At 67.8% G+C, this 25940-nt stretch carries 23 protein-coding genes; 17 read left to right on the plus strand and 6 right to left on the minus strand.

Annotated elements, in window-relative coordinates; genetic code table 11:
• Window positions 1–10 precede the first annotated feature (10 nt).
• From ACVFI9_RS17020 to ACVFI9_RS17030, 3 genes are read right to left on the minus strand one after another with little or no spacing between them, the layout of a single operon-like run.
• Window positions 11–1192: a restriction endonuclease subunit S gene (locus tag ACVFI9_RS17020; RefSeq protein ID WP_474763361.1), complete on the minus strand. Its 1182-nt coding sequence runs from the start codon at window positions 1190–1192 to the stop codon at window positions 11–13.
• Window positions 1185–2810, minus strand: coding sequence for a class I SAM-dependent DNA methyltransferase (locus tag ACVFI9_RS17025; RefSeq protein WP_474763362.1), 1626 nt, complete (start codon window positions 2808–2810; stop codon window positions 1185–1187). Before ACVFI9_RS17025 ends, ACVFI9_RS17020 begins: the two co-directional genes overlap by 8 nt.
• Entirely contained in the window at window positions 2794–4803 is a 2010-nt protein-coding gene (locus ACVFI9_RS17030) for a hypothetical protein (RefSeq protein WP_474763363.1), read from the minus strand. The genes ACVFI9_RS17025 and ACVFI9_RS17030 overlap by 17 nt, the downstream gene beginning before the upstream one ends.
• Before the next feature lie 233 nt (window positions 4804–5036).
• Between ACVFI9_RS17030 and ACVFI9_RS17035 the strand changes: the two genes are divergently transcribed.
• The 8 genes from ACVFI9_RS17035 to ACVFI9_RS17070 all read left to right on the plus strand — a co-directional run bounded on the left by ACVFI9_RS17035 (window position 5037) and on the right by ACVFI9_RS17070 (window position 14503).
• Window positions 5037–5318: a DUF3892 domain-containing protein gene (locus ACVFI9_RS17035; RefSeq protein ID WP_474763364.1), complete on the plus strand. Its 282-nt coding sequence runs from the start codon at window positions 5037–5039 to the stop codon at window positions 5316–5318.
• A 7-nt stretch (window positions 5319–5325) separates the two neighbouring features.
• Window positions 5326–5832 carry a hypothetical protein gene (locus ACVFI9_RS17040; protein ID WP_474763365.1) on the plus strand — a complete coding sequence of 169 codons (507 nt, stop codon included), beginning with the start codon at window positions 5326–5328 and terminating at the stop codon, window positions 5830–5832.
• Between the two features lie 306 nt (window positions 5833–6138).
• A complete protein-coding gene (locus ACVFI9_RS17045) occupies window positions 6139–6420 on the plus strand; it encodes a hypothetical protein (RefSeq protein ID WP_474763366.1) in 282 nt (93 codons plus the stop codon).
• 255 nt (window positions 6421–6675) lie between these two features.
• On the plus strand, window positions 6676–8085 hold the full coding sequence (locus ACVFI9_RS17050) for an ATP-binding protein (protein WP_474763367.1): 1410 nt from the start codon (window positions 6676–6678) through the stop codon (window positions 8083–8085).
• Window positions 8086–8156: 71 nt separating this feature from the next.
• Window positions 8157–10598: an AAA family ATPase gene (locus ACVFI9_RS17055; RefSeq protein WP_474763368.1), complete on the plus strand. Its 2442-nt coding sequence runs from the start codon at window positions 8157–8159 to the stop codon at window positions 10596–10598.
• Window positions 10595–10993 carry a hypothetical protein gene (locus tag ACVFI9_RS17060; RefSeq protein ID WP_474763369.1) on the plus strand — a complete coding sequence of 133 codons (399 nt, stop codon included), beginning with the start codon at window positions 10595–10597 and terminating at the stop codon, window positions 10991–10993. Before ACVFI9_RS17055 ends, ACVFI9_RS17060 begins: the two co-directional genes overlap by 4 nt.
• Window positions 10990–11418: a (deoxy)nucleoside triphosphate pyrophosphohydrolase gene (locus tag ACVFI9_RS17065; RefSeq protein WP_474763370.1), complete on the plus strand. Its 429-nt coding sequence runs from the start codon at window positions 10990–10992 to the stop codon at window positions 11416–11418. Before ACVFI9_RS17060 ends, ACVFI9_RS17065 begins: the two co-directional genes overlap by 4 nt.
• Window positions 11411–14503, plus strand: a complete 3093-nt coding sequence (locus ACVFI9_RS17070) for a DEAD/DEAH box helicase (RefSeq protein WP_474763371.1) — start codon at window positions 11411–11413, stop codon at window positions 14501–14503. The genes ACVFI9_RS17065 and ACVFI9_RS17070 overlap by 8 nt, the downstream gene beginning before the upstream one ends.
• Before the next feature lie 127 nt (window positions 14504–14630).
• On the opposite strand, the gene ACVFI9_RS17075 is transcribed toward ACVFI9_RS17070, so the two are convergent.
• Window positions 14631–15119 (minus strand): hypothetical protein, encoded by a 489-nt coding sequence (locus tag ACVFI9_RS17075; protein WP_474763372.1) that lies wholly within the window; start codon window positions 15117–15119, stop codon window positions 14631–14633.
• A gap of 266 nt (window positions 15120–15385) precedes the next feature.
• On the opposite strand from ACVFI9_RS17075, the gene ACVFI9_RS17080 reads away from it, so the two are divergent.
• From ACVFI9_RS17080 to ACVFI9_RS17100, 5 genes are all read left to right on the plus strand, one after another.
• Entirely contained in the window at window positions 15386–16123 is a 738-nt protein-coding gene (locus tag ACVFI9_RS17080) for a nuclease-related domain-containing protein (protein ID WP_474763373.1), read from the plus strand.
• A 222-nt stretch (window positions 16124–16345) separates the two neighbouring features.
• The gene (locus ACVFI9_RS17085) at window positions 16346–17596 is read left to right on the plus strand and encodes a DDE-type integrase/transposase/recombinase (RefSeq protein WP_474763374.1); all 1251 of its coding nucleotides are present in this window, start codon (window positions 16346–16348) and stop codon (window positions 17594–17596) included.
• A 124-nt stretch (window positions 17597–17720) separates the two neighbouring features.
• Window positions 17721–17960 carry a type II toxin-antitoxin system Phd/YefM family antitoxin gene (locus ACVFI9_RS17090; protein ID WP_474763375.1) on the plus strand — a complete coding sequence of 80 codons (240 nt, stop codon included), beginning with the start codon at window positions 17721–17723 and terminating at the stop codon, window positions 17958–17960.
• Window positions 17957–18358, plus strand: coding sequence for a type II toxin-antitoxin system VapC family toxin (locus tag ACVFI9_RS17095; RefSeq protein ID WP_474763376.1), 402 nt, complete (start codon window positions 17957–17959; stop codon window positions 18356–18358). Before ACVFI9_RS17090 ends, ACVFI9_RS17095 begins: the two co-directional genes overlap by 4 nt.
• A 180-nt stretch (window positions 18359–18538) precedes the next feature.
• Complete coding sequence (locus ACVFI9_RS17100) at window positions 18539–18904, plus strand: nucleotidyltransferase family protein (RefSeq protein ID WP_474763377.1); 366 nt, start codon at window positions 18539–18541, stop codon at window positions 18902–18904.
• Window positions 18905–18932: 28 nt separating this feature from the next.
• On the opposite strand, the gene ACVFI9_RS17105 is transcribed toward ACVFI9_RS17100, so the two are convergent.
• Window positions 18933–19655: a DUF6880 family protein gene (locus ACVFI9_RS17105; protein WP_474763378.1), complete on the minus strand. Its 723-nt coding sequence runs from the start codon at window positions 19653–19655 to the stop codon at window positions 18933–18935.
• 169 nt (window positions 19656–19824) lie between these two features.
• On the opposite strand from ACVFI9_RS17105, the gene ACVFI9_RS17110 reads away from it, so the two are divergent.
• From ACVFI9_RS17110 to ACVFI9_RS17125, 4 genes are all read left to right on the plus strand, one after another.
• Window positions 19825–21222, plus strand: a complete 1398-nt coding sequence (locus tag ACVFI9_RS17110) for an HNH endonuclease signature motif containing protein (protein ID WP_474763379.1) — start codon at window positions 19825–19827, stop codon at window positions 21220–21222.
• Window positions 21223–21435: 213 nt separating this feature from the next.
• On the plus strand, window positions 21436–21999 hold the full coding sequence (locus ACVFI9_RS17115) for an RNA polymerase sigma factor (RefSeq protein WP_474763380.1): 564 nt from the start codon (window positions 21436–21438) through the stop codon (window positions 21997–21999).
• On the plus strand, window positions 21989–23251 hold the full coding sequence (locus tag ACVFI9_RS17120) for a hypothetical protein (protein ID WP_474763381.1): 1263 nt from the start codon (window positions 21989–21991) through the stop codon (window positions 23249–23251). Before ACVFI9_RS17115 ends, ACVFI9_RS17120 begins: the two co-directional genes overlap by 11 nt.
• An 87-nt stretch (window positions 23252–23338) precedes the next feature.
• On the plus strand, window positions 23339–24487 hold the full coding sequence (locus tag ACVFI9_RS17125) for a DUF2510 domain-containing protein (RefSeq protein ID WP_474763382.1): 1149 nt from the start codon (window positions 23339–23341) through the stop codon (window positions 24485–24487).
• Window positions 24488–24562: 75 nt separating this feature from the next.
• On the opposite strand, the gene ACVFI9_RS17130 is transcribed toward ACVFI9_RS17125, so the two are convergent.
• Complete coding sequence (locus ACVFI9_RS17130) at window positions 24563–25918, minus strand: coiled-coil domain-containing protein (RefSeq protein ID WP_474763383.1); 1356 nt, start codon at window positions 25916–25918, stop codon at window positions 24563–24565.
• Between the last annotated feature and the right edge of the window lie 22 nt (window positions 25919–25940).

The raw sequence follows: 25940 nt of genomic DNA on the forward strand, positions 1-25940 counted from the left end.
GAACAGTCACCTAGACCAGATCCTCGACGCTTTGCTCCGCGTGGAGCACGCGCAGCTGCCCAGCCATAAGGAGCGGCAAGAGCAGGTCACGAGTTGCTGCGAGCGTGCGATTCTCCGCGTCTGCGGCCATCGCGGTGGACGCAAGCGACTCGATAACGGACCGCGTGTGCGCTGACCATGCGCGGGGGTCACGGACACGGGCCTCGAGAATCTCGGCCGGTTTCACGCGCTGGTGGCTGCCAGACGTTCCAGCAACCTTCGACTCGAGATCTCGACCGAACGACGGCTGAGCAAGGACGCTCCAAAGGACGGAAGTTGACACCTCACGCGGTTCAAGCACGAGAAACTCCGTCGATGCCAGCGCTCGTCGCCCATTCAACCGTGCGAGGTCCCACACGCGAGGAAACCGGGGATTTAGCTTGGAGATCAACACGGATCGCTCCGACACGATGAACTTACTGCTCTTGATGTGGCGCGCCTCGATGAGTTCTGGGCCGTTGCCGGCGTCAAACGCCGGAAGGCTGTAGTGATCTACGGCCTCGTCTCCTAACGTTCCCGGATCGATCTGCGCCTTCCGAAGCATCGCGAGCTCGAGCACTGATACGCGGTCACCCGTTACGGGCGTCATCGCAATTGCGAGTTCACGCGCTGTTGTGGCGAGCTTGCGGTTGACGGCGGCCTTCTTGTCGAGAGCGGCAATCACTTCTGAAATTGCGCGCTGTACCGACGGCGAAGGAAGGGCAACGGTCATCTGCCGCAGATGGCTGGGCCCGAAGTGCTTCATGACACTTCCGACTCCCATGGCTTCGATCTGTGCCTTGAAGCCCGCCTCAGTCAGCGCTAGCGGCACGAATTCTCCAAGAATCCGCGAATCTCGTGGTCGAAACGAAATGATCCCGGTATAGGGAACTGCGCCGACCCCTTCGGCATCGACGCGGGCGACCTCACCCAGCGACGCTGAGGTGCTGAGGAGCGTGTCTCCCTCTCTCAGCTTGAACTGAGACCACTTCAAGTCGACGAGTGCTGGGTCTAGGAAGTTGCAGCCGGTCAGGAGCGATGTGCTCGACTTCAGCCCTGCAAGTCGAATCAGCGGAACGCCGGCCTGATGGAAGTCCTTGGCGAGGATGCCGGGGCCCTCGCGGAACTCCAAGACGTCCGCAAGCGGAACGCGGGGATACTCCGACTCAGACATCGACCCTGCCCAGCTGCTCCTTGACCGCAGCGGCAAGTCGTTCCGACTCGGCAAACTGTGAGAGCAGCATCTCTTGCAGGCGCGCAATTTTCTCGGAGATCGGTTCTCCATCATCGACGGCCTCGGATGCCCCCACGTATCGGCCTGGGGTCAGGGCATAGCCAGCCGCCTTGACCTCGTCAAGCGTCGCTGAGTAGCAGAACCCAGCTTCATCGTCATACGCCGGCAGCGCGTCATCCGTCGCCGACTTCGTGCCACGCCAAGCGTGGAACGTGTTCGCGATCTTCGCGATGGCGTCGTCGCTGAGCACACGCTCCGCGCGGTCGACCATGTGGCCGAGGTCGCGGGCGTCGATGAAGAGCACCTGGCCGGTGCGGTCTATCGAGCCGCCGGGGCCGGCGGTCTTGTCCTTCGCGAGGAACCACACGCACACCGGGATTCCGGTCGAGCGGAACAGCTGCGTCGGTAACGCAACCATGCACGAGACGAGGTCGGCCTCGACGATCTGCGCGCGGATCTGGCCCTCTCCGCCGGAGTTCGACGACATCGATCCGTTCGCCATCACCACGCCGGCCTGACCGCCGGGCGCAAGCTTGGAGAGGATGTGCTGGATCCACGCGTAGTTCGCGTTGCCGGTGGGCGGGACGCCGTAGCGCCAGCGCGGGTCCTGCTCGTTGCGAGCCCAGTCCTTGATGTTGAACGGCGGGTTCGCCATCACGTAGTCGGCCTGCAGGTCGGGGTGCAGGTCGCGCGCGAACGTGTCGTTCCAGCGCGGGCCGAGGTTGGCGTTGAGGCCGTGGATGGCGAGGTTCATCTTCGCCATCCGCCAGGTGCGCTCATTGAGCTCCTGCCCGTACACCGAGATGTCGCTGCCCTCGCGGTCGTGCGCCTCGAGGAACTTCTCGGCCTGCACGAACATGCCGCCCGAGCCGCAACAGGGGTCGTAGACGCGTCCGCTCGTCGGCTCGAGCATCTCGACCAGCACCCGGACGACACCGGCGGGCGTGTAGAACTCGCCGCCCCGCTTGCCCTCGGCCGCGGCGAACTTCTCGAGGAAGTACTCGTACACCTCGCCCAGCAGGTCACGGGCGCGCTTCGCCCGGTCTCCGGTGAATCGCGCCGAGTTGAGCAGGTCCATAAGCTCGCCGAGCCGGCGCTGGTCGACATTGTCTCGGTTGAAGATGCGCGGCAGCGTCGCAGCGAGCGACGGGTTCGCCGTCATGATCGCGTCCATCGCCTCGTCGATGAGCTGGCCTATCGACTTCGCCGGCCCGCCGCCCATCGCGGGCAGGCCCTTCGCGTTCTCGGCGAGGAAGCCCCAGCGCGCGGCATCCGGAACCCAGAACACCCCACGACCGGTGTACTCGTCGACGTCGTCGATGAGCTGCGCCACCTGCTCGTCGTTCATGCCGTCGGCTCGCAGCTCCGTCGCGATCTGGTCGCGCCGCTCCTCGAACGCGTCGCTGACGTACTTGAGGAACACCAGCCCGAGGATCACGTCCTTGTACTGCGACGCATCCATCGAGCCGCGCAGCTTGTCGGCCGCCTTCCAGAGCGTGTCCTTCAGCTCCTTCATCGTTGAGGGGGCCGCCGGTGCGGCCTTAGTCCTCGGGGGCATGCATGTCTCCTTCGGGTTCGGTGATCCTGAGCGTTCCGGCGGTGGTTCCCGCCACGATGAGGTGCTCGAGCTCGTCGAGCTTGGCCAGGCGTGCGCGCAGTCCAGCGCGGGTGTGACGGATGTCGGCGATCGCCTCGGCCACCGGCGCGCGGTGGGCGGTCGCGACGCGACGCGCGGTCCAGGTCCGCCACGGCGTGCCCGGGGCGCTGCGGGCGATGTCAGTGGCGAGGATGTCGGGGATGAGGCCGGCGTCGTCCTTGCGATTGATCCGCAGCACGCGGGCGGGCGCCCTGATCACCGACGATCCCTCCTCGTCGACCCACGCGGCGGTGTCGGGGCCGGTGACGAACACGACGTCGCCCGGCTCGGTGAGCCGCCCGGACGGATATGTCGCCGCGAACTGCAGTCGATCGATCCGGCGCTCACCCGGTATGCGCAAACCGCGCACCTCATCCGGCCCGATGACGGCGAAGCCCGATTCATACGCAATATCCGCTTCATCGAGGCGTACGCCGGCGACGTAGCGGACGTGTCGGTCTCGCGCGAGTTCCCCGAGCGTCGCAGCGGGCACGCGAGCCGGTTCCCTGGCCGGGGTGAATCGACGGATCGAGGCCGGGACCGTGTGGTCGCCGAGGTCGGCCATGAGGGCATCGAGGCGAGCGGATGCCGCGGCATCCGCTCGCGCGCGTTCCGGCGCGTGCTTCAGAGACGCGCCGTCATCGAACAGCGAACCCGAGCGAGCGAGCACCCGGCTCGTCAGCACGATGCGAGTGAACGTGAATCCGTGGGCGCGCAGTGAGTCGCGGTCCCCCATGGCCGCGGCGAGATCGCCGACCAGGTCGCCGCGCACGGTGGGCGAGAGGTCGAACGCCGACAGATCCGAGAGCATGGTCCATCGTTCGGCGATCGCGACTCGTTCATGTGCCGGGCCGAGCACCCAAAGCGCGAGGTGCTGGCGCGGCGCCGACGGCAGGAGCCCAGCGGGGAGCCGGACGATCGCGCGCACCCGTCCCGTGCGGAGCAGCCCCGAGCGGGCCGCCGCTGCATCGGCATCGAGGCCGCCGTCGACGAGCACCGCCGCCGGCCCGAGCACGACCGCCCGCTGCGCGTCATCCATCTGCACCGCGATCTGGTCGATCAACGAGAGGATGTCGCTCGGCGCAAGGTTGGTCGCCTCCGGTGACGGATACTGAGCGACGTTCACCGCCGGACCGGTCAGCTCGAAACCGCCCGCTTCGTCCACTGCCATCGCGGTCCGTGGCACTCCGTGCGCCAGCAGTCGGCGGCGCAGGAGGCGAGCCGCAGCAGTATCCCGGTCTGCGCTGTGGATGACCGGCTCCGCCATGTCGCTCAGCCGGTCGGCGATCTCCACGAGGCGATCGGCACACACACCGGTGGGGTCCGCGAACTCGGGGGCGGTGGCATCCGCGGACGGGTTCGTCAGAGCGAGCTCGATGGCGAGTTCGCTGAACAGAGATGCGGCGTCGGCGGCGAGCTCACCGCGCGCCGCGTCTCGGCGCGAACGGCGATGCGAGTCAAGAACGTGCTCGAACGCCGGAGCGACGCCGTACCCGGCCTCGACCAGGTCATCGACGTGGCGCGCCATCCGCTCTGCGTCGGAGCCGAGCGTCTCGACCTCGCCGAAGAGGGCCTCGTCGTCCGGGTCTGCCTCATCTGCCGCGTCGACGAGGGCCGCAGCGTCGAGTGTCGCGAGTGGAGCACCATGGGAGGCCCGCAGCGCGAGCAGCGAGGTGACCGCGTCACAGTATGAGCCGTCGAAGTCCGCCGGGCGGGCGAACAGGGCGACCTCCTTTGCGGCGGCCGGGTTCTTGCCGTGCGCGGTTTCAGTCAGCCAATCGACGATGTCGGTTGCGTCGAAAACCTCGGCTGCGCCGATCGAATCGATCGGGCGCGGGAAGGCGTGCGGTCCGGAGGCGAAACGCTTGCGCCAGACGGAGACCACAGGGCGCTGGACATGTGCGAGGCGGGCCACGTCAGACAGCGTGATTCGGAGGTCGGACGTCTGTGCAACAGTGGGCATCGGCACCTTCCTTCCTCCTCGCGTGTGAACGTTGTTTGGGCTCGAACCTCACGGTAGCGAGAATGTGCGCCCACTTGTGGTGAATTGCCGATAACCCTCCTTATCGAGGCCATCGTTCCTCTTGGATGCGTCTCTCCGTAACTTCGACGGCGTCACAGTCACGCCGATCGAAGGGGCACATTGTCATGCCGTTCATCCGTCGAGTCCGGGTCGAGTCCCCGGGCCTGCGCAGTGAGCACATCACCGCCGTCCAGTACTCGGGGAGCGCCTCTGGCCCGCTCACCGTCGCTTCAACCGAGGCGATCGCCCGGGTCATCGACGCCGGCACGACCATGTACACGCGTCACGACCAGACCGGGGAGCGCGCGCTCGTCATCACTCGCACGTCGCCGACCGGGCGACGCCACCTGACGACCGTCGCGAACGGTCGCGAGACCGACAACCTGCTCCGCCTCCCGCGGTTCTGAGGTCGTCATGGATGCCGAAGAGATCGAGCACGGCGACGAGTCCGGCGTCATCTCCGAGCCGCCTGACGACGCCGGCGCCGCACGCAACCGCACGCTCATCACCGTGATCGTGGCCACAGCGCTCGCGGGAGTCGCGGTCGGAGCGATCGCCACGACCGTCTTCATCCACGTCGTCGCTCCGGCGCTCGCATCCAGCGCTGGATCGCTCGGTCCCACCGTGATCGAGCGCGCTACCGCAGCCTGCGACGTTGAGTCGAACCCGTGGATCACCGTCGGCGACGAAGGTCGCAGCCTCAGCATGCAGAGCGAAGGCAGCGAGAGCGACGGCGCGGCAATCGAGGACATCGCCTGCGTACTGATCGAGCTCGAGACGCCCGACAGCGTCATCAGCCGCCTCGACAGCACCCGTGCACTCGACGGTCGCCAGGAAGCCGAATGGGACGACCTCGCCGCCTCGTGGGGCTACCACCCCGACAGCGGCCTCGACATCGTCATCGAGGCCACCTCCGAATAGTCACCGCTCCGTCTCCCACACCCACCCGAAAGGAACACACCATGAACGCCCGCAACTCCTTCCCCGCGCTCGCCGTCCTCGCCGCACTGACCCTCACTGGGTGCGCAGACCGGCGGAACAACCACATCGCTCGATGAGCCCGCGGCATCCGCACCCGCCGCCGAACCGGCAGCCGAAGCACCCGCCGCACCCGACGTCACCCTGCTCGGCGGAACCTTCACGTACGACGACGGAGTCGCGATCACGGTCGGCGCGCCCACCCCGTACACGCCCTCGCAGTACGCCGCTGCAACGCACCCGAACAACGTGACGATCACCTTCTCGGTCGCGAACAACAGCGCCGACACGCTCGAACTGCTGTCCATGCCCGAGGTCACCTCTGGTGGCGTCGCCGGTGAGTCGATCACCGATCTCAGCAACGACTCCGTCGCGCTTGAGCCGTTCGGTGGGAACGCGAACGTGCTGCCCGGCCAGACCTTCTCGTGGACGATGGCCTACTCGCTCGCCGACGCGTCGGACGTGACCGTGTCGATAGCGCCGACGGCATTCGAGCACGACACCGCCATCTTCTCCACGATCGCTGGCTGAGGCGACTGATCGGCCACCAGACTGTGTGATCCGCCTTATGCGGATGCCCCAGTTCGAGGGGCATCCGCCGATTACTCTGCCGAACCCGACGACCCACTTCTAACATCGGTCACGCCGCCACATTTGGCCCACGTCGAGCCGCACTCGCCTGAGACCCGGGACGGGCCCAACGAAGTACTTCCGTGATCGATCTCCACCGCAGCGAAGATCCGGTCGCGGAAATGACCCGAATCACTTCTACCCGACAGGAGCATTATGTCCGAGGAGAGCGCTCGCGCCTTCGACCTCAATGTAGGCACCGTACTGGAACACTGGACGCCGGAGTTCGCGCTCCGGGAGATCATCGCCAACGCCCTCGACGAGCAAGTGCTGACCAGCACATCGGCGCCCACGATCAACCAGGACGCCAACGGCTGGTGGCACATCCGCGATTATGGGCGCGGTCTGCGCCATGTCCACCTCACGCAGGACGAGTCTTCGGAGAAGCAGGACGACGATCGCGTGATCGGCCAGTTCGGGATGGGTCTGAAGGATGCTCTGGCCCTGTTTGATCGAACCGGGATCAAAGTCTTCATCCGATCACGTCACGGCGACATTACCCTCGGAAAACACACCAAGTCGGGCTTCAATGATGTCGTTACGCTGCATGCGCTTGTTTCACCACCATCTCACCCGGACATGCAGGGCACGGACTTCGCGATTCATGGCGTGACTGAGACCCATGTTCGACGAGCGAAGGACATGTTTCTCGCATATCGAAGCGACGAGGTACTCGAACAGGCCGCTGGGGGTGAGGTGATCGGAAGGTCCGCTAGCGAACCGGGCAGGGTTTACGTGCGGGGTTTGCTTGTCGCCACGGAGGAGAACTTCCTCTTCTCCTACAACATCACGGCGCTCAACGCGGCACTCAAAAAGGCTCTCAATCGAGAACGCTCCAACGTGGGCCGTACGGCATATGCCGACCGCATTAAGCGAATTCTTCTGGACTGCAAGTCCGAACGGGTAGCCGGGCCCCTCGCCCGGGACCTCTCTGGCTTCTCATCAGGAGACCTGCATGATGAGGTCGCCTGGACTGATGTTGCAGTCCACGCTACGCGGGTAATGCAGACAGCAGAGAAGGTCATCTTCGTCTCGACCACAGATTTCCAGCAGAGCGGCGCCCAACTCAATCATGCTCGTTCAGACGGTTATGAGATTATTCATGTCCCCGAGAAGGTCGTCGACAAGCTATCGAATCTGTCGGACTTCGAAGGTCGGCCGATGGTGAACGTTCGGCAGTACGCCAACGAATGGAACGATAGCTTCAGCTATTCGTTCGTGCCGGAGGCGAACCTCACGGGCGCCGAGCGGGACGTCCTGGCGACTGCGGCCGGACTCATGTCACTCCTCGAGCTCCCACCCGTTGGGCGCGGAGTCGTTCGTCAATTGCTCATTAGCGAGACCATGCGAATCGGACAGATTGGAGTGGATGCGAACGGCGTCTGGGAGCCAGCCGAACAGCGGATCATCATCGCTCGGCATCAGTTGTCTGACCGGGCCAAGTTTGCCGGGACGTTCCTCCACGAGTTGTGCCATGCGCGATACGGTCACTCTGACCTCAGCATCGCCTTCGAGAACGACCTGTCAAGCGCGCTCGGCAGCATTGCGCAGCACGCGCTGAGATAGCCCATTCGGAATCCCTGAGACCACACTCTGCTCGCCCTTTCAGGGCTGACGCTCCTCGGAAAGTATCACACATGCTCGACCTCGCCCACTGGATCGAAGAACGTCTCGAGTCCGACGCAGCCCTAACCGACGACGAGCGGCTGGTCATCTTGGCCGCGTTCGAGGGCGACGCCGCCCTCGCCGACCTCTCCAACTTCGAGCCGCCCACACGAGAACACCGCGGAGATTCCGGCGACGCTCCCGAGCCGGCCGGTGCGTTCCTCAAGCAGATCCGCGTCCAGGGCTTCCGCGGGATCGGACCCGCCGCCCAACTCGACCTCAGGCCCGCGCCGGGCCTCACGGTCGTCGCCGGGCGCAACGGCTCCGGCAAGAGCAGCTTCGCCGAAGCGCTCGAGTTCGCCTTGCTCGGCACGACGGCGCGCTGGCAGGAGAAAGGCAGCACGCAGTGGGGCGATGCGTGGCGCAACCTCCACGACGGCGACCCCGCTGCGATCGAAGTGACCCTCGCCCAAGAGCACGTCGGCACGACGAAGATCTCGGTCGCGTGGGCCGCCGATGCCGGGCGCGACGACCACGTCACGCACCTGCAGCGCCCGGGCGAGAAGCGCGAGGCCGGCGTCAGCTCGCTGGGCTGGGACATCCCGCTCGCCACCTATCGCCCGCTGCTGACCTACGACGAGCTCGGCGCCATCCTCACCGCCGGACCCAGCAAGCTCTACGACAAGCTCGCGAGCGTGCTCGGCCTCGAAGACCTCGCCTACGCCGTCAAACGGCTCGAGGCTCACGCGAGCCAGCTCGGCGCCCCCGAGAAGGAAGCGACCAAGCGCAAGGGCGAGGTCACGCAGGCCCTACAGCAGCTCGACGACGAACGCGCGGCATCCGCTCTCGAGCTGCTCAAGAAGAAGGCTCCGGATGTCGCCGCGCTCCGCGCGCTCGCCACCGGGGTCGGCGAGGGCACCACGAGTCCGACGGATGCCGCGGCCCGCGACATCCGTCACCTGACCCTGCCGACCGCCGCCGACGTCAGCGCGGCGAGCGACGCACTCAGGACCGCGACCGAGCACGCCGCGAACGCAGGAACCGCTGCCGCCTCGGCGCTCCAGCTCCGCATGGAGGTGCTCGGCGCCGCGCTTCGCGTGCACGAGCATCAGGGCGACGGGCCCTGCCCTGTCTGCGCTACCGGAACCATCGATGAGGCATGGGCAACCCGTGCGCGCGAGGAGATCGCCGAGGCCGAGGCATCGCTCGCCGGCCTGCGCGCTGCGAGCGAGGCGCTGCGCACGGCCCGCGCCACCGCAAACGCCCTCATCTCGCCGCTGCCGGCTCCGATCACCCGTCTCGTGGGCGACGCGGAGCTCGGCGAGCTCGCCGAACTGGCCCGAGACGCATGGTCGGATTGGACCGCCGCACCTGACGGAAGCATCGAACTTGCGGAACACCTCGCGGCGAAGCATCCACTCGCCGTTGAAGCCCTGGACGCACTCAAGACGGCCGCCAAGCGCGTGATCGACGCGCGCGACGATGCGTGGGCGACCGTCGCGACCCAGCTCGGCGCCTACCTCGACGTGCTGGAACGTTCGATCGCCCAGAACCCAGAGTTCAAGCGCGCCAAGCGCGCCGTCAAGTGGCTGAAAGATCACGACAGCGAGCTCAAGAACGAGCGGCTCGCGCCGATCGCGAAGCAGGCACGCGAGATTTGGTCGCACCTGCGCCAGGAGAGCAATGTCGAGATCGCGAGCCTGAAGCTGAGCGGGTCGAACACGAGCCGGCGCGTGCTGATCGAGGCATCCGTCGACGACGCGGATGCCGCGGGCCTCACCGTGCTCAGCCAGGGCGAGTTGCACGCCCTCGCGCTCGCGCTCTTCCTGCCGCGTGCGACCCTGCCGGAGAGTCCGTCCCGGTTCGTGGTGCTCGATGACCCCGTGCAGGCGATGGACCCAGCCAAAGTCGACGGCCTCGTGCGCGTGCTCGCCGAGATCGCTGAGCAGCGGCAGGTTGTCGTGTTCTCGCATGACAACCGGTTCGCGGATGCGGTGCGGCGCGGGCACGTGGACGCGCAGATCCTCGAGGTGACGCGTGAGAGCGGGTCGCGGGTGAGGGTCGACGTCATGTTCGATCCGCCGAAGCGGTACCTCAACGACGCATACGCGATCTTGAAGGACGATGAGCTTCCGGATGACGCGATGCGGAAGGTGCTGCCCGGCCTGCTCCGCTTTGCGGTCGAGGCGCAGGCGCGGGACCGGTTCTTCGGCGAGGCGCTGGGCAAGGGGCGGCCGCATGCGGAGGTCGAGCGCGAATGGGCCGACGCGAAGAAGACGGGGCAGCGGGTTTCGCTGGCACTCTACGGCGAGGTTCGCCCTCTCGACGGCTGGCTCAACAAGCAGTCGCACTACCGGAAGCCGGCGCTCGGCATTTGCAGTTCGGGGGCCCATGAGCCGCTCGGCGGTGACCCATGGCACGCGCATGATGTCGTCACGAAGTTCGTCGCCGACCTGCGGGCCGGCGTGCGGTGAGCGACGAGATCTCGCTCGCCCGCCGCGCACTCGGCGGCGCTGCGCAGGTGCGCTCCCACTCGCTGCGCATGGCGTGCTGGCTGGCGCGGCTCGCGCTTGAACGCACCGTCGGCTCGCTGCTCGACGCAAAGGGCGTGTCGGCGCCACGTGCGACGATGGCGTCGCGCTTGGCGGCATTGGAGGTGCTGTACCGAGCGGATGATCCGACCATCGCCCAGCGCGCCGACTACGCGTGGTCGCGGCTCTCGAACGCGTCGCACTATCACGCGTTCGAGTTGACGCCGAGTGTGGCCGAGGTGCGTGGGCTCGTGGACCTCGTCGAGGAACTCGAGCTCGCCCAGTTCGGGGGTGGCGGCCCCATCCGTTTACAGAGCATGGATACGTTCGGAGCATGACAGTGGAGCTGGAGGTCGTCGCGGCCGCCATTCTTGATGACGGGCTAGTGCTCGCGTGCCGACGCGGCCCCGACAAAGCGGCCGCAGGTCGGTGGGAGTTCCCTGGCGGCAAGGTTGAAGCCGACGAGGATCCCGCCGTCGCCCTCAAGCGCGAGTTGCTCGAAGAGCTCGGCGTCGAAGTCGAAGTCGGCGAGCTCATCGACCGCTCACAGACGCGGGTCGGCGACCTCATCATCGATCTCGCGACTTATCACGCGCGCCTCATCGGCCCCCGACCACGTGAGAGCACCGACCACGATCGGCTCGAGTGGCTGCCAGTGAGTGAGCTGCCAAGCCTAAAGTGGGCCGACCCCGACCTACCGGCCGTGGCCGCGCTGACCAACATGACTCACGCGACGAACGGCGGGGATCACAACCGTGTTTGACGGGCTCTACGAAAGCGCTCTGACCGTTCGACTGAGCCAGCAGCTCCAGGCGATGACCGGAATGCAGCAAAAGGTCGGTGACGTCCCCGAGTCCGAGCAGGCCGAGTTCCTCGCGCAGCATTTGACGGGTGCGACGCAGCGCATTCTTGCTGACATTCACACCGAGGCAGACCGGGTGCGCATCGTCAATCAGGTGCTTCAAAAGCTGGGTGCCTTCGATGATGTGCTCGAGCCTGGGTTGCGACGGCTGGAGCGTCTCGCCCGGCCGGCAGGGCCTGGCGTGGTGACCTTTCCCGATGCCCGGCCATCGATTCCGCTCGGCGAAACGGCGCTCCTCACCAACGCGCGCGACGAGCCCCAGCTGGGGCACGAACTGCGAGCGGAGATGGATACCTCCGACAGGGTCGACCTCCTCTGCGCATTTGTGAAATGGCAGGGACTGCGCGTGCTTGAAGAGCAGCTCACGCGCCTCCGCGAGCGGGCGGCTCCGCTCCGAGTCGTGACCACGACGTACATCGGCGCCACCGACCCTCACGCACTGCGACGCCTCGTTGAGCAGTTCGGCGCAGAGGTCAAGGTTCAGTACGACATTCGGCGAACCCGGCTGCACGCCAAAGCATGGCTGTTCCGGCGAAACACCGGCTTTGATACCGCCTATGTCGGCTCATCGAACCTGTCACGCGCCGCCCTGCTCGAAGGTTTGGAGTGGAACGTTCGGCTGTCAGGAGTGGCGACTCCTGCGCTCATCTCGAAGTTCCGCGCAACGTTTGACAGTTACTGGGCAGACGAGACGTTCGAACCCTACGTGCCTGAGCGTGACGAGGAACGACTCAAGGCTGCACTCGCTGAGGCCTCGGGTCGGCATACGCCCGATCGGGTCACCGTGTCGCTCTCAGGATTGGAGGTTCGGCCGTATCCGCATCAGATCGAGATGCTGGAAGCGCTCGAAGCGGAGCGGGAGGTGCACGACCGCCACCGGAACCTCCTGGTCGCCGCAACGGGAACCGGCAAGACAGTCGTCGCCGCGCTCGATTATCGACAGCTGCTCAAGAAGGCCGATGGCGAGGACCTGAGCCTCCTGTTCATCGCGCACCGCGGCGAGATCCTGAGACAGTCGCTGCGGACCTACCGGGAGGTGTTGTCCGACGGTTCCTTTGGCGAGTCGCACCACAGCGGCGAGATCCCCGCTCGTTGGAAGCAGGTGTTCGCGTCGATCCAGTCACTCTCACGGCTCGACCCCGCGAAGCTCCCGCCACATGCGTACGACATCGTCGTTGTCGACGAGTTCCACCACGCCGAGGCTCCGACCTACAGTCGGCTGCTTGAGCACCTCCGCCCGAAAGAGCTCCTGGGATTGACGGCGACACCGGAGCGCTCGGACGGCAAGGACATCAGGCGATTCTTCGACGACCGGACTGCGTTCGAGCTGCGGCTTTGGGATGCGCTCGACGCTGATCTCCTGGCTCCGTTCCATTACTTCGGCATCGCGGATGACACGGATCTGAGCCGGATCGAGTGGAAGCGGGGTCGCTACGACGACACTCAGCTCAGCAACCTCTACACCGGCAATGACGCGCGCGCTCGCATCGTGCTGAATCAGCTCCGCGACAAGGTGGGAGACCTCAGTCAGATGAGAGCCGTAGGCTTCTGCGTGAGTGTAGAGCACGCCCACTATATGGCCCGGGTGTTCCGCGAAGCGGGCGTTCCCGCCGAGGCCGTGACCGGAAACACACCGTCTGATGAACGCGCGAACACGTTGCAGGGTCTACGTTCCGGCGCCATCAACGCGGTGTTCGCGGTGGACGTGCTCAACGAAGGTGTCGACATTCCGGAGATCGATACCGTGCTGTTCCTCCGCCCCACCGAGAGCGCGACCGTCTTCATCCAGCAGTTGGGACGAGGGCTTCGCCACAGTGAGACGAAGGCCGTGCTGACGGCGCTCGACTTCGTTGGAATGCAGCGGAAGGAATTCCGTTTCGACAAACGATTCAGGGCACTCACCGGTGCAAGTCGATCCGGTGTTCGTCGTCAGCTGGAGGCCGGCTTCCCATTTCTGCCCGCAGGCTCGCAAATCATTCTCGACAAGGTCAGCCGCGACGTCGTTCTTCAGAGCATTCGCAGCCAGCTTTCGTTGTCGACGAAGGAACTCATCTCCGACGCACGGTCATTGAGTACCGCGTCGCTGCGCACCTATCTTGACGAACACGGTCTCGAGCTCAGCGACCTCCTTCGTTCCGGCTCGCCGCCACGCACCTGGACGACGGTAAAGCGGGAGGCCGGGATTCCAACGCCCGCGCCCGGGCCACTGGAGGCAGGCCTGCTCAAACGCATTCGGGCGCTCGCTCACGTCGACGACCTCGAGCGCGCTGGTACCTACGCTCGGCTCTTGCGCGTCGAGCTTTCGATGGAGGAGCTCACCCCACTGCAGCGGATGCATGCGGAGATGATGTTCTACTCGCTCTGGCCCAACGGTGGCGGCCATGGGAGCGTCGAGGCCGGCATCCGTTCCCTCCGCAACGAACCGGCCGTGTGCCAGGAGATGGCTGAGGTCATCGACCTCAGCATGGACAGAACGACTCGTCTCGCCCGGGTCCCGGCCGAGTTGCCTGGATCGCCGCTGCGCGTGCACGCGCAGTACCAGCGCGAAGAAATCCTTGCGGCCCTCGGCTGGACCAAATCGGGGCGCACACCGAACAACTTCCGCGAGGGCGTCGTGTGGCTCGAGGAGTTGCAGGCGGATGCGTTCTTCGTCACCTTGAACAAGTCCGAAACGGAGTACTCGGCCACCACCCGCTATCGCGACTACGCGCTGAGCCCAACGCTGTTCCACTGGCAGTCGCAGTCGACGACCTCTGAGCAGTCAAAGACGGGCCAGCGATACATCCACCACCGAGCGCGGGGCACGAACATCTTGATGTTTGTGCGAGACGCCAAGGAGAACGATCTCGGGACAGCTCCGTATGTCTTCCTCGGGCCGGCCCAGTACGTTTCGCACGAAGGGGACCGTCCGATCTCCTTCACGTGGCGGCTCAACTACGCGATGCCCATGGATCTGTACCTCGCGGCGAGCGCTGTCGCCGCATGACGTCGGAGCTGGCGCTCGCGCAGACGCTGACTGTTGCGACATCCAAGATCTGACCGACCGGAGGAGACCCGCGTTGATACGGTTTCGACCGCAGCGACCTGAGCCCAGAACTGCGCAGTGATCGCCGCTAAAGGATGTTGTACCCCGGCTTGTAATCGGTCCAGAGCCGCCGCTTCAGCTCGCGCGCCGCGTCGGGTGTTGCGCACTCGATCCAGGCGACCCGGAAACCTGCAACGGCTTCGTTGACTTGCTCGACCATGCTCTCGAGCAGCACGCTCGGCCGCTGCCTCGCCGTCCACCGACTGACGCCCAGCACGTCGACGGCGGCGCTCGCTCGAAGCGTCGACGAGCTGAGGTCAGTCCCAGTCGCGCAACGCTGCTGAAGGCGGCCACGCAGGCCACGCTTGCCGACACCTTCTCCGACGTAGACCGGCACGACACCGTCGAAGAAGACGACCACGCCGGGGCCGAGCGGGATCTCAGAAGTTGCCACGCCTCCGAGTACTCGGCGCGGAAGCGCCATAACCGGTTCCCACGAGTTGCCCGGGGTCAGCCACGGGTCCACACGGCCTTCGGCCCGTTCGAGCGCATCCAAGATGCCGATCAGCTCCTGCATGTCTTCAGCGCCCGTAGGTACGGATGTCGTCTTGTGTGAGCCCTCTGGCCTCAGCCATCCGCTCGAAGTACATGGGGCGAGCGTATTGGACGCGGACGTCGCCACGGCAACCCCGTTTACGGGGACTCCCCTCGTCATCCCACGGCTGTGAGGATCAGGGAAACCTGTCGCCGACCGGAGACGAGACCCTGAACGACCACGCCACGACGATTGCTTCCCTCGCAGAGCGCCGCCCCGCGACATCCGTCATCGCCGAATGCCTGCGCGTGCAGGCGGCCGTACCGCCCAACACCGCCCTGCAGCGGTTCTTCGGTGTCTCGCCGCTCGGGCGTGAGGCCGAACCCTGGTACGTGGGCGCACTCGGAGAGCTCGAGGTCGCGCGCCGGCTTGCCGCGCTCGGGCCCGGATGGTACGTGCTCCACTCCGTGCCGGTCGGCACCGGGGCGAGCGACCTCGACCATGTCGTGATCGGCCCGGCCGGGGTGTTCACGATCAACACGAAGCACCATCGCGGGCAGAACGTGTGGGTGGGCGCGAAGCGCATCCTCGTGAACGGGCAGCGCACCGACCATCTGCGCAACGCCGCGTACGAGGGGAAGCACACCTCGAAGCTGCTCTCGGTCAGTGCGCGCATGCTCGTCGACGTAACGCCGATCATCGCGATCGTCGGAGCGAAGCGGATGACGGTGCGCGAGCGTCCGACCGATGTGGCCGTGCTGCGCGAGTTCGGGCTCGTCGGGTGGCTTCGGCGGCATCCGGTCACGCTCACGCCCGAGCAGGTGCGGCGGATCGCGGCGCTCGCCGCGCAGCCTGCGACCTGGAAGCGGATGCCCGAGGCCGAGGCCGTCGATCACGCCGCGTTCGATCGACTGCGACGCGACATCGACCGAGCGCGACGGCGGCGGGGGCTGTGGGTGATGGTCGCCATTGCGGCGCTTCCGTTCGGCGTGATCGCCGCGCTCGCGATGTACTCCGCCACGCTGAGCGCGGTCGCGTTGCGCTGAACGCATGCTCCCGACACCGGCCCGACACTTTGCGCCGCGTCTCTAGCGATCGCGAGCGCGATCGCGTCGCGCTGATCGAGGGCACGGTTGTCGGCCATGAGCTGAGACCCCTCGAGATTCGATGTTGTCATGTCGCAGGACATCGGTGACAGTTCTGAATCATTAGATCGGTGACGGTTCGGAGCGGTTTGGTGGTGACAGTTCCCCTCAGATGTTTGAGGGATGAGCCGCAATGAGCCTGTCGATCCTCGTGTCCGCCTCGCGATCTCGCAGTGGCCGCCGGATGCGCCACGTGGGGCGGTGTCGACGTTCTGCCTGGAGCACGGGATCTCGCGGAAGACGTTCTACGAGATCCGCAGGCGGGTCGCGGTTGACGGGCCGGCCGCGGCGCTCGAGCCGCGGAGCCGACGGCCGAGGACGAGCCCGACGGTCATCGCGGACGAGCTCAAGGCGCAGGCGGTCGGGGTGCGGGCCGCGTTGGAGCGGTCGGGGTTGGATCACGGGCCGATCAGCGTGCACGAGAAGATGCGCTCGCTCGGGATGATCGCACCGTCACCGGCGTCGCTGGCGCGGATCTTCCGCGACGCCGGCGTCGCGAAGCTCGAGCCGCGGAAGAAGCCGCGGGCGGCGTTTCGCCGGTTCGTGTATCCGGCGCCGAACGCGTGCTGGCAGTTGGACGCGACCGAGTACGTCCTGGCGGGTGGGCGCAAGTGCGTGATCTTCCAGCTCATCGATGACCACTCGCGGTACGCGGTCGCGTCTCTGGTGGCGGACGCGGAGACCTCGGACGCAGCGATCGCGGTCGTGGACAAGGGCATCGCCGCGCACGGGGTGCCGCAACGGCTGCTCACGGACAACGGGTCTGCGTTGAACCCGTCCCGGCGCGGCCACGACGGCCAGCTCGTCGCGCACGTGCGAGCGCTCGGCGTGCAGCCGATCACCGGGAAGCCGTACCGGCCGACGACGCAGGGGAAGAACGAGCGGTTCCACCAGACCCTGTTCCGGTTCCTCGACAAGCAGCCCATCGCCGGCACCCTCGCGCAGCTGCAGGAGCAGGTCGACCGGTTCGACGCGATCTACAACACCGAACGGCCGCACCAGGGACTGCCCGGCCGGATCACCCCACAGCAGGCGTGGGACGCGACCCCGAAAGCCGACCCTCCGAAGCCCGGCCCACCGCCGCCACGCACGCCGATCGCGTTCCGCACCGACGGCCGCGACGACCAGGTGCGAGTCGTGAAGGTCGCCGGGAACGGAACCGCGTACGCCCGCGGGATCTGCTTCCAGACCAGCCGCGACCACGTCGGCCAGCACGTGTACGTCGTCTACGAGCCCGACGGCGTCATGATCTTCGACGACCGAGGCACCCTCATCGTCGAGCACCCCTGGCCGGCACCCGGCACCCGGTACGTCGGCAGTGGGAAGCCCCGCGGCCGACGAGCCAAGACCCTCCCACCGTCACCGATGTCCTGAGACATCAACTGTTACCGATGTCCTGAGGCAGAACAGTCACCGATGTCATGAGACATCACACTCGAGATTCGATGTTTAGTCCAGTACACTTAGTCCACCGTCTCGCGGCGGACTCGGAGGCGACATGGACCCCGTCAACATCCACGATGCGAAGACGCACTTCTCGCGGCTGGTCGACATGGCCGCGGCCGGCGAAACGGTCATCATCGCGAAGTCCGGCACCCCCGTTGCGAAGCTGACGCGTCTGGACCAGGTCGAGACTCGGCGCCGTATCGGGTTTCTCGAAGGCGAGACATCCGTGCCCGCGGACTTCGATGAGATCGCGGCGGACGAGATCGCGGAGATGTTCGGACATCCCACGTGAACCTGCTGCTCGACAGCCACTTGTTGCTCTGGGCCGCGTACGAGCCCGATCTCGTGCCGCGGGAGGCGCGTGAGCTCATCGAAGACGATGCCAGCCGCCTCTGGTTCAGCGCCGCCAGCATCTGGGAGATCGGGATCAAGGCTTCGGTCGGCCGCGACGATTTGACCGTCGATGCCCGAATCCTCCGGCGGGGGCTCGTCGAGAACGGCTACGTCGAGCTCCCGATCTCATCCGCGCACGCCGTCGAGGCGGCGGCCTTGCCCGCAATCCACCGGGATCCGTTCGATCGACTGCTCGTCGCACAGGCACGCGCCGAGGGATTCGCGCTGCTGACATCCGACGCCAGAGTCGCGGAGTACGGTGCACCCACGCGGCTCGTCGACCGGGTGCGGCGCTGAACTGTGGACCGAGGCCGTGCAGCCGTGCTGATAATGGCGACGGGTTGAGCGCCCGGATATCCTGCCCGACATGACCACCGGCAGAGGCACTGGCTACGGCACCGAACTCCGTGCACGCCGGATCGCTGCGCGACTCACGCAGCGTGAACTGGCGAACTCGCGGGCGTGACGCGGCCGAGCGTGTCGGCATACGAGGCGGGCCGGCGTGTGCCGAACGCCGGCACGATCGAAAGGCTGGATCGCGCGCTGCGCACGCCACGACTGTCGATGGACCGCGCGGTGGGCGCCGCCCTCGTCGCGGTTGCTGCGCGTCGAGGGCTCTCGAACGTCCGGGTGTTCGGCTCTGTCGTTCGTGGCGAGGCCGACGAGAAGTCCGACATCGATCTCCTCGTGCATCCCGGCCCCGAGACATCCCTCATCGACCTCGCCGGGTTCATGCTCGACGCCGAGGCGTTGCTCGGCACCTCGGTCGACGTCGTACCCGATCGGAGCGAGGGCCCCAGTCCGGTGCTCGATCGGATCCTCGCCGAGTCGGTGCCGCTGTAAACGGGACGAAGCTGCGGGCTGCTTCGTGCTAGCCGCCAGCTCGCCGATCTCGGCGAGCGCCTTCGCGACATGCTCCGATGATCGCCTCCACATCCCGGTCGGCGACCGCCAGCCGACGCCGCGCCTGCTCGACGACCGAGCGCACGTTGCGGGCGTGCGACATCCGCCCGTACTCCGGCGAACTCGCCGAGAACTCCTGCAACGACGCGATGACGTCGTCGTGCGAGACGTCCGGAACCGACGCCTCGATTCTGTCGAGCTCGGCGCGGTACCGAGCCACGCCGCGCGGCCCGAGCGCGTCGACGTACCGGGCGATGTCGACGTGGAAGTATTCGACCTCCTCGTCGAAGTCGAACGCGACGATCCACTGCACGAACTTCGCGGGCGGCGGCGGCGCGCGCGTCGCGAGCTCGGCGTGCAACTCGAGCAGCCGGTACACCACGTCGCCGATGACGCCGTTCGAGTCATCCGCCCAACTGATCGCGCGCTTCGTGCTTGCGATCGCCTTCTGCACGTACGGCAGCACGAGGGCTGGGCCAGCGGATGCCGCGGCCGCACGCAGCTCGTCGACGCCGCCGTGCGCCTCGCTGCCGTATGTGTCCGCCTGCCAGTAGTCCAGGTAGCGCGAGCGCGAGCGGAACAGCGGGAGGATGTCGCGCTTGAGGCCCTCTTCGATGTCGGGGCGAGCGGGTCGGGGCCGATGTCTCGGGGCACGGGTCCACTTCGCGTTTCGCCGCGCCGACTGAACCACGCTCGTCTGCGGGGATCGTTGGCGACGGATGCCGCGAGCAGGTCACGAGCCGTCGTGGACTCGTCCTCCACAGGCACGCCTCGGCCGCGGTTCTCCACAGGGGAATTGTCCTGATCAAGCGCTGTTTCGGGGGCGCTCGAATGTCGGTGGGTCGGTGCAGGATGGAGTCATGGAACAGCCCCTGCACACCCTCGAGCGAGACGTCGAGGAGCTGCGTCTCGCCTGGGCGGGCGCGATGCCGGCGTTCGGCACAATTGGTGGTGGGGCGGCGCTGGTCGAGGTCGGGCAGATGAGCGATGCCGGACTGGTGCGGGTGACCGACGCGCTCGCCCGGGTGCGGCGCGACGCCGAGGCGTTGCTCGCCCGGGTCGCGGCCGAGGTGTCGAAGCGGTCGAGCCGGGAGCTCGGCGAAGCCAGCCTCGCCAGGGCGCAGGGGTTCCACAACCCGGTCCGGATGATCGCCGCGTCGACCGGGACGTCCCGAAGCGACGCGGCGAAGCTGATCGCGGTCGGCACCGCCACCGCCGAACGGCAGACGTTCGGCGGTGAACGGCTGCCGGCGCGACATCGGCACGTCGCCGCGGCACTCGAAACCGGTCGCATCGGCGTCGATGCGGCATCCGCGATCACGGCGATGCTCGACCGCGTGCGGTTGCGTGCCGACCCCGAGCTGGCCGACACCACCGAAGCGGTCCTCGCCGATCTCGCCGCCCAGGTGCCGCTCGAGCTGCTCATGCGCGGGGTCCGCGAGGCCGAAGCGAGGCTCGACCACGACGGCGTCGAACCCCGCGAAGAGCAACTCCGCAGCGAACGTTCCCTCACGATGCGTGAAGACGCGGCGGGCATGGTGCACCTGCACGCCCGCCTCGACCCCGAGACCGCCGCGCCCATCAAGACCGCGATCGAAGCGCTCGTCGGCGACGTGCTCCGGCGACGCGAACCGAGCGGTTCCGATGCGGGCCCGGTGGTCGACGACGCGCGTTCGATTCCGCAGATCCAGGCCGATGCGCTTGCCGCGATCGCGCGCCACTCGTTGGGGTGCGAACAGACGCTCGCACCGCTGGCGAAGGCCACCGTCGTCGTGCGCCTCGATCACGAGGCCCTCGTCGAGGGTCTCGGACTCGCCCGCATCGACGGCATCGACCAGCCGATCTCCGCCACCACCGCCCGGCGGATGTCGGCCGACGCCCAGCTCATCCCCGCGGTCTTCGGCGGCGAAGGTGTGCCGCTCGACCTGGGCCGCTCGGCCCGGCTCTTCAGCAAGGCCCAACGCCTCGCCCTCGCCGAGCGCGACGGCGGGTGCGCGTCCTGCGGCCAGAACATCGCCTACGTCGACGCACACCACATCAGATGGTGGGAACGCGACGCCGGCCCGACCGACCTCTCGAACGGGGTGATGCTCTGCTCGTTCTGCCACCACCGCATACATCGCGAAGGATGGGACATCCGCGCCACCCGGACGGAGGTGTGGTTCATCCCACCGCCACACGTCGACCCCGCACAGACACCCCGACTCGGCGGACGCGCCCGCTTCGCGCTACCCACGCCATCCCGGGCGGCCGCGTGAGGACGCCCGCAGTCGGGCGGTCGCGTCGGGTGAGCCCGGCAAGCCCGGCAATCCCGCCAAACCCGGCGAGCCCGCCAAACCCGGCAAGCCCGCTGAACCCAGCGAGCCCGGGTGAGCCGGCAACGCCACGGATCCGCCCGACGACCAACGAACTTCCCGTCCAGGCGTGACCTTCCGCCATCCCGAGACATCTCTACAGTGAAGGGGGTGCGCGTGGACGAGAGCGGAACCGACGCCGAGCTGCTGCAACGGGTGGCCGTCGGCGATCAGCGAGCGCTGTCGGTCGTGTTCGATCGGCATGCGCCGGCGGTCACGAGATATGCGTGGGCGATCGCCGGGAGCCGCATGGACGTCGAGGAGATCGTGCAGGACACGTTCGTCACGATGTGGCGCAAGTCGTCCGAGATCACGATCGCCGAGGCATCCCTGCTGCCCTGGCTGCTCGTCACCTGCCGCAACCTCGGACGCAACGCCGCACGCAAGGCGGCGCGGCATCAGGCCGACGAGCTCGACGAGACCTCGACGAACCGCAACCACGCCGACGCGCTGCGCGACCATCACGACGCCGAGTCGGCACGAGACGACCTGCGGTGGGTGCTCGACGAGATCGAGCGCCTCGAGCCGATCGACCGCCGCGTCTGCGAGCTGTGCCTGGTCGACGGCGTGCCCTATGCGGACGCGGCGGGGCAACTTGGCCTCAGCATCGGTGCGGTGAAGCAACGCGTGTCCCGAAGCCGGGCCCGATTGAAGAAGGCGGTGACCCTCGATGAGATCTGAACCCCCCACGGGAGACGAACTGACGCGCATGCTCGTGTCGATGAAGCGCAACGTGCTCGAGCAGGTCGCGAAGGAGCCGACACCCGCCAGGCGCGCATCGCGCGCAGACCGGATCGTCGGCGGCGTGCTCGCGGCAGCCCTGCTCACCGGCGTCGCCGCCGGGGCCGCGTTCGTCTTCGGTGTCGCGCCGCTCGGCCAGTACTCGATGGACCCCGCTGCGACGACGACACCGAAGCCGGAGGCCACCCCGTCTGCCACCCCGCTTCCGACGCCGACGCCGCCTCCCACCGAGGAGCCGGCGCGACCCGGAATGCCCGAATCGCGCTACGGACTCACGTGCGAGTCGCTGGTCGACCCCGCGCTGGTATCCGACCTCTTCAGCACGGATGTCGCGCCGGCCGACCCGATCGTCACCGCATCGGGTGTCGGCATCGCGATCCCGCGGATCACCTCGATCCTCTCGGTCGGCGGCACCGTCTGCGAGTGGTCGAACGGAGTCGCCGAGAACGACCAATACGGATGGGTGACCGAGTACGTCGGCGTCACGGTCTCGATCGTGCCGCAACCGGTGGCCGGGTGGAGCGAACGGGCGACACAGTACGGCATGCCCGACGATCGAAGCCGCTGCGATGTCCCCGCAGACACGGCCGTACTCTGCGCCGGGTCGCAGGTCGTCGGCGACGCCTGGGTGACCGTCGTCGCGCACGGCGAGACGAGCGCCATCGAGCCGGCCGGTTGGCAGCCGTTCTACGACGCGATCATCGAAGCCGTGGTCGCGGCCGGCCCGGCAGCCGCCCCCACCACCCCCGAGCAGGTGGGCGCGCCGCCGCTGGAGGAGTGCGAGGGTGTGCTTCCGCTCGACACGGTCCGCTCCGTCACCGCCTCGCCCGACGCCGAACCGGGACGCGCCGGCGACGGCGGTTGGAGCGAGTGGGCCGAGGCCCGCCAGACCGCCGGCAACGTCGGATGCAGGTGGTCAGTCTCGGATGCCGACACTGCGGCGAGCGTGGACTGGGTGATCGACGGCCGCTGGGCATTCGAGCGGATGCTGCGGGCCGGCACCGCATCAGCGGTCGAGTTGGCCGGGCTGGGCGCCGACGACGCAGCGGTCATCCGCTGCAACACCGAGCCGTACGGCGACAGCTGCGCGATCGACCTCGCGGTCGGCGACGACTGGTACAACGTGGCGGGCACCGATCGCGAGACCGCGATCGCGCTCGCTGAGGCGCTGATGGCGCAGCTCGGGCGCTAGGAAGTGCGCCGCCGGGGCGGCCCGGCCGGCTGGTCACGATTCGGTCAACGAGACCTCACGACGCGCCCGCTCTGTCACCATCGAAGTATGAGCGACCCGACGAGGGCGCCCGCCGGGTGGTACGAAGACGGCTCCGGGGCGCGGCGGTACTGGGACGGCGACGCCTGGACGCAGTACGTGGCGCCCGGCTCGGGCTCAGCGCCCGAGACGGCGGCGACGGCGCTACTGCCGACCGAGGACGAGCGTCCGACCATCCCCTTCGTCTGGGGAACACGGGGGTCGGATGCCGCGGGGTCCGTGCCATACCCGCCGACCACCCCGTACGCGGCGACCACGCCGTACGCAGCGACCACGCCGTACGCGGCGACCACGCCCCTCGAACCGCCGCCACCGGCGCCCAGCTACGCTGCACCCGCCTCGGACATGCTGCCGGGGCATCCGTTCACCGAGCCGTCGAACCCCGGACCGCACGTCGTGAGCATCATCGCGCTCGTGGTCGCGGTCGTGGGACTCGTGGCCGCGTTCATCCCGCCGGTGAGCGGCGTCGCGTGGATCCTCGTGCCCGTCGCCGTCGTGCTCTCGATCATCGGGCTGTCCCTGCGCGGCGCGAAGTGGCCGGCGGTCATCGGCCTCGTCGTGTCGGTCATGGCCGCGATCGTCGGCATCGTGATGCTCGTCACGTTCCTCATCGCGTCGGTCGGCACCGTGGTCGACGACGTGATCCCGGATGTCCCGGCGTTGCCGCTCCCCGGTGACGAAGCCCCCGGTGCCGACCCCGACGCCGGGGAGCCCGGGCTCCCGGTCCTGCCGGGGCAACCGACGTTGCCCGATACCGGCGCACTCCCGTTCGGAGCGACAGCGACCTGGGACGATGACGTCGCCATCACGGTGTCGGCGCCCGAGCCGTACACGCCGAGCGAGTTTGCGGTCGGCGCGACGCAGTCGAACCACGTCGTGTTCACCTTCACGCTCGCGAACAATTCGACCGAGGACGTCCAGCCGGTGCCGCTGCCGACCCTCTCGTCGGGCGATCAGGAGGTGAGCCAGATCTTCGACCTGGGCACCGACCTGCTCGGGCCCGGCGACGACGTGGGCATCCCGCCGACCGAGGTGGTCGCACCGGGCGGGTCGGTGAGCTGGCGGGAGGCGTGGTCGCTCGACGATCCGAGCTCGCTCGAGCTGCAGGTGGCGCCGAGCGTGGTGTATCCGGGCACGACATTCACCGGCGGGCTATAGGGCATCCGGTCCCGCAGCCTGTCGAAGGCCGGTCACTGAGCCTGTCGAAGGGCGGTCCCTGAGCCTGTCGAAGGGTCAGTCGAACATGCCGTCGAAGATGCTGCCGATGACCAGGCCGCCGAGGATGCCGCCCATGATGTCGGACCCACCGCCGCGCCGCCCGCCACCCCACTGCTGGCCGCCCCACTGGTCGTAGCCCTGCGGGCGCGACGCATCGATGTCGCGCCGCGCGTAGTTCAGGGCCTCGGCCGCGAGGTACGCGACGCGTCGGGCCATCGCCATGGCCTGCTCGCGATGGTCCTCGTCGATCACGGTGGCCGTCGCCGCCGGCATGCCGAGGAAGTGGTCGAGATCGACGCGGATGCGCTCCGCCTCGGCGAGGCGCGTGCGGGCGTCGGCGCCGATCCAGCCGCGGTGGCCGGCGATGACGTCGCGGGCGACGGCGAGCTGCCGGTCGGCGTCGTCGATGGCATGGTGCACGTGCTCGAGCGGTGGGATCGGGCGCGCCGCGCGTTCGCGAGCGGCGGCGATCGCGGCATCCAGCCCCGCGTTCGCTTCGCGGAGCCGGTCGAGCTGCGTGAACGGGTCGGTGTTGATGCCGGCCGGCGGCAGCGCGGAGAGCGCCCGCTGCAGCTCGGCGATCGCCCGGCCGACGGCGGGCGACTGCGGCTCCTTGAGCGCCGCCACGAGGTCGCCGCGGGAGTCCTCGACGATCGCGGCCAGTGTCGACTCCGCCCGCAACGCCTCGACCTCGAACGTCTCGACCGCGTCGAGGAGCGTCGCCGCCCGGCGCACCGACTCCGTCGACGCCTCGAGCGCGAGGTTCGCCTGCTCGCGCTGTCCGGCCTCGCGACGGCGTTCGGCGACACCGGCGCTGTGCTCGGCGAATCCGAGGAGCTGCTCCGCCTCCGCCGGGTTCGACTCGACCTGCGCGAGCGCCTCGGGCGCGTAGCGCGCGGCGAGCCGTTCGACGGTCTCGCGGGCGTGGGGCACGCGAACACGCAGCCTCGCGGCATCCGCCCGAACGCCGGCGATGATCTCGGGAGCCCGCCGCGCCCGCGCGACCTTCTCGGCGAGCGCCGAGGTGCGCTCGTCGAGCACGTCCTCGGCCCAGTCGCAGAGCTGCACGATGCGCGCGTTGCGGGTGCGCAGCTCCTCGGCCGTGTCGGGGATCTCGTCGTGATTGAGCTGGTTCAGCCGGAACGCCTCGCCCAGGTGCTGCCGCACCGCCGTGAGCGCGACGCTGAGTTCCGCGGTCGCGTCGTGCCCCAGCTCGGCCTCGGCGAAGACGAGCTCGTCGGCGGTGACGCGGAGTCGCTCGTCGGCGGCGACCAGCGCGGTGCCGGCCCGCTTCGCCAGGTCGGCGTCGTGGGCCTGCAGTTCCTGCTGCTCCTGCTCGTCGCGCTTGCGCTTGCCCCAGAACCCGGCCATGCCTTCGATCCTATTGGCGCGG

This window comes from Agromyces sp. NSFZ, assembly GCF_056156205.1.